This window comes from Pseudomonas sp. D(2018) (genome assembly GCF_005502555.1).
GTDB classification, from domain to species: Bacteria; Pseudomonadota; Gammaproteobacteria; order Pseudomonadales; family Pseudomonadaceae; genus Metapseudomonas; species Metapseudomonas resinovorans.
Genome location: NZ_SCOK01000111.1, coordinates 1 through 2934, shown reverse-complemented (window position 1 = coordinate 2934; position 2934 = coordinate 1). Strand labels below are relative to the sequence as shown.

The following is a 2934-nucleotide window of genomic DNA, read 5'->3' as shown; positions in this document are numbered from 1 at the left end:
TTCACGTCCGGCGCCAGGCGGCCGAGCACCTCGGCGGCGGCGGGACCTTGCAGGGCCAGCAGGGCGCGGGAGTCGAACAGCGACTCGATCTCGCATTGTTCGCCGATGTGCGCCCGCAGGTGCGCCAGGTCCTGCTCCTTGCAGGCGGCGTTGACCACCAGCACCAGGTAGTCGCCGGCATTGGCCACCATCAGGTCGTCGAGGATGCCGCCGTTTTCGTCGGTGAACAGGGCGTAGCGCTGCATGCCAGCGGGCAGGTCGATGATGTCCACCGGTACCAGGCTTTCCAGGGCACGGGCGGCATGCTCGCCGCGCAGGATGATCTGGCCCATGTGGGACACGTCGAACAGGCCGGCCTGCTCGCGGGTGTGCAGGTGCTCCTTGAGCACGCCGAGGGGGTATTGCACCGGCATGTCGTAACCAGCGAAGGGCACCATGCGCGCGCCGAGTTCGAGGTGCAGGGCGTGCAGCGGGGTTTTTGCGAGATCGGTCATGTATTGCTCCAGAAATAAAAGTCCGAACGGGATGAGGCTTCCCTCACCCCCGGCCCCTCTCCCAGGGGGAGAGGGGAGAAATCAGCATTCGATAGTGCCTCACGGCCGGCACGATGCCGGCCGCACCGTTGGTGGGGGCGATGTCGACCTTGAACAGATCGAAAACGCTTAGCGACATGACGCGACTCCCAGAAAAGCCCGACCGGCGATCAGGCCGGATACACCGGGAAGCGCGCGCACAGCTGCGCCACCTGCCGGGCCACCTGCGCCTCGACATCGGCGTCGCCGAGGTGGTCGAGGATGTCGCAGATCCAACTGGCCAGGACACGGCATTCCGGCACCAGGAAGCCCCGGGTGGTCACGGCCGGAGTACCGATGCGCAGGCCGGAGGTGACGAACGGCGACTGCGGATCGTTCGGCACGGCGTTCTTGTTCACGGTGATGCCGACGCGGCCGAGGGCGGCGTCGGCTTCCTTGCCGGTGATGCCCTGGCGAATCAGGCTGAGCAGGAACAGGTGATTGTCGGTGCCGCCGGACACCACGTCATAGCCGCGCTGGATGAACACCGTGGCCATGGCCTTGGCGTTGGCGATTACCTGGGCCTGGTAGTCCTTGAAGGACGGGTCCAGCGCTTCCTTGAAGCACACCGCCTTGGCGGCGATCACGTGCATCAGCGGACCGCCCTGGGCACCGGGGAATACGGCGGCGTTCAGCTTCTTCTCCAGATCAGGATTGGAACGGGCCAGGATCAGGCCGCCACGGGGACCACGCAGGGTCTTGTGGGTGGTGGTGGTGACCACATCGGCGTAGGGCAGCGGGTTCGGGTACAGGCCGGCGGCCACCAGGCCGGCGACGTGGGCCATGTCGACGAACAGCAGCGCACCGACCTTGTCGGCAATGGCGCGAAAACGCGGGAAGTCGAGGGTCTTGGAGTAGGCGGAGAAGCCGGCAACGATCATCTTCGGCTTGTGCTCCACAGCCAGGCGCTCGACGTCGTCGTAGTCGATCAGGCCGGTGGCGGTGTCCAGGCCGTACTGCACGGCGTTGTACAGCTTGCCGGAGGACGACACCTTGGCGCCGTGGGTCAGGTGGCCGCCATGGGCCAGGCTCATGCCGAGGAGGGTGTCACCGGCGTTCAGCAGGGCCAGGTAGACGGCGCTGTTGGCCTGGGAGCCAGAGTGCGGCTGGACGTTGGCGTAATCGGCACCGAAGAGTTGCTTGGCGCGGTCGATGGCCAACTGCTCGACCTTGTCGACGAACTCGCAGCCACCGTAGTAGCGCTTGCCCGGGTAGCCTTCGGCGTACTTGTTGGTCAGCTCGGTACCCTGGGCCTGCATCACCTGCGGGCTGGCGTAGTTCTCCGAGGCGATCAGCTCGATATGGTCTTCCTGGCGCCGGGCCTCGTTGCGGATGGCGTCGAACAGCGCGGGGTCGAAATCGGACAGGGTGAGGCTCTTGTGGAACATGCTGGTTTCCTTCTTGTTCGGTTGAATGCAGCGCAAAGGGTCTGGCTATAGGATCGCCGTCAGGCGTCCTGGTAGGCCTCGATGGACGGGCAGGCGCAGACCAGGTTGCGGTCGCCGTAGACGTTGTCCACGCGGCCCACCGGCGGCCAGTACTTGCCTTCCACCAGGCTGGCGGTGGGGTACACGGCCAGCTCGCGGCTGTAGCGATGGGTCCACTCACCGACCAGTTCCGCCGCGGTGTGCGGGGCGTTCTTCAGCGGGTTGTCGTTGGCGTCCAGTTCACCGCTCTCCACGGCGCGGATTTCTTCGCGGATGCGGATCATGGCGTCGCAGAAGCGGTCCAGCTCTTCCCTGGATTCGCTCTCGGTGGGCTCGATCATCAGGGTGCCCGGCACCGGGAAGGACATGGTCGGGGCGTGGAAGCCGTAGTCGATCAGGCGCTTGGCCACGTCATCGACGCTGATGCCGCTGCTGTCCTTGAGCGGGCGCAGGTCGAGGATGCACTCGTGGGCCACCAGGCCGTTGTCGCCGGTGTAGAGCACCGGGTAATGCTCCTCCAGACGACGAGCAACGTAGTTGGCGCTGAGGATGGCCAGTTGCGAGGCCCGCTTGAGCCCCTCACCGCCCATCATGCGGATGTACATCCAGGTGATGGGCAGGATGCTGGCGCTGCCGAACGGCGCCGCGCTGACCGCGCCTTCCTTGCGGGCCATGTGTGCGTGGCCGGGCAGGAACGGCGCCAGGTGGGCTTTCACGCCAATCGGGCCGACACCCGGGCCGCCGCCGCCGTGGGGGATGCAGAAGGTCTTGTGCAGGTTGAGGTGGGACACGTCGCCACCGAACTGACCCGGGGCGCAGAGGCCGACCATGGCGTTCATGTTGGCGCCGTCGATGTACACCTGGCCGCCGTTGTCGTGAACGATGGCGCAGATTTCGCGGATGCCTTCCTCGAACACGCCGTGGGTGGACGGGTA

Annotated in this window: 2 protein-coding genes and 2 pseudogenes; all 4 read right to left on the bottom strand. The window is 66.1% G+C overall.

Annotation, left to right across the window (positions count from 1 at the left end; translation table 11 throughout):
• Positions 1–494 (bottom strand): annotated as a pseudogene (gene gcvT / locus FFS60_RS28460) (glycine cleavage system aminomethyltransferase GcvT); the annotation flags it as partial.
• A 43-nt stretch (positions 495–537) separates the two neighbouring features.
• Positions 538–672, bottom strand: coding sequence for a hypothetical protein (locus FFS60_RS29215; protein WP_256658177.1), 135 nt, complete (start codon positions 670–672; stop codon positions 538–540).
• Between the two features lie 31 nt (positions 673–703).
• Complete coding sequence (gene glyA, locus FFS60_RS28455; RefSeq protein WP_137823889.1) at positions 704–1960, bottom strand: serine hydroxymethyltransferase; 1257 nt, start codon at positions 1958–1960, stop codon at positions 704–706.
• Between the two features lie 59 nt (positions 1961–2019).
• Positions 2020–2934: pseudogene (locus tag FFS60_RS28450) on the bottom strand (glycine dehydrogenase (aminomethyl-transferring)); the annotation flags it as partial.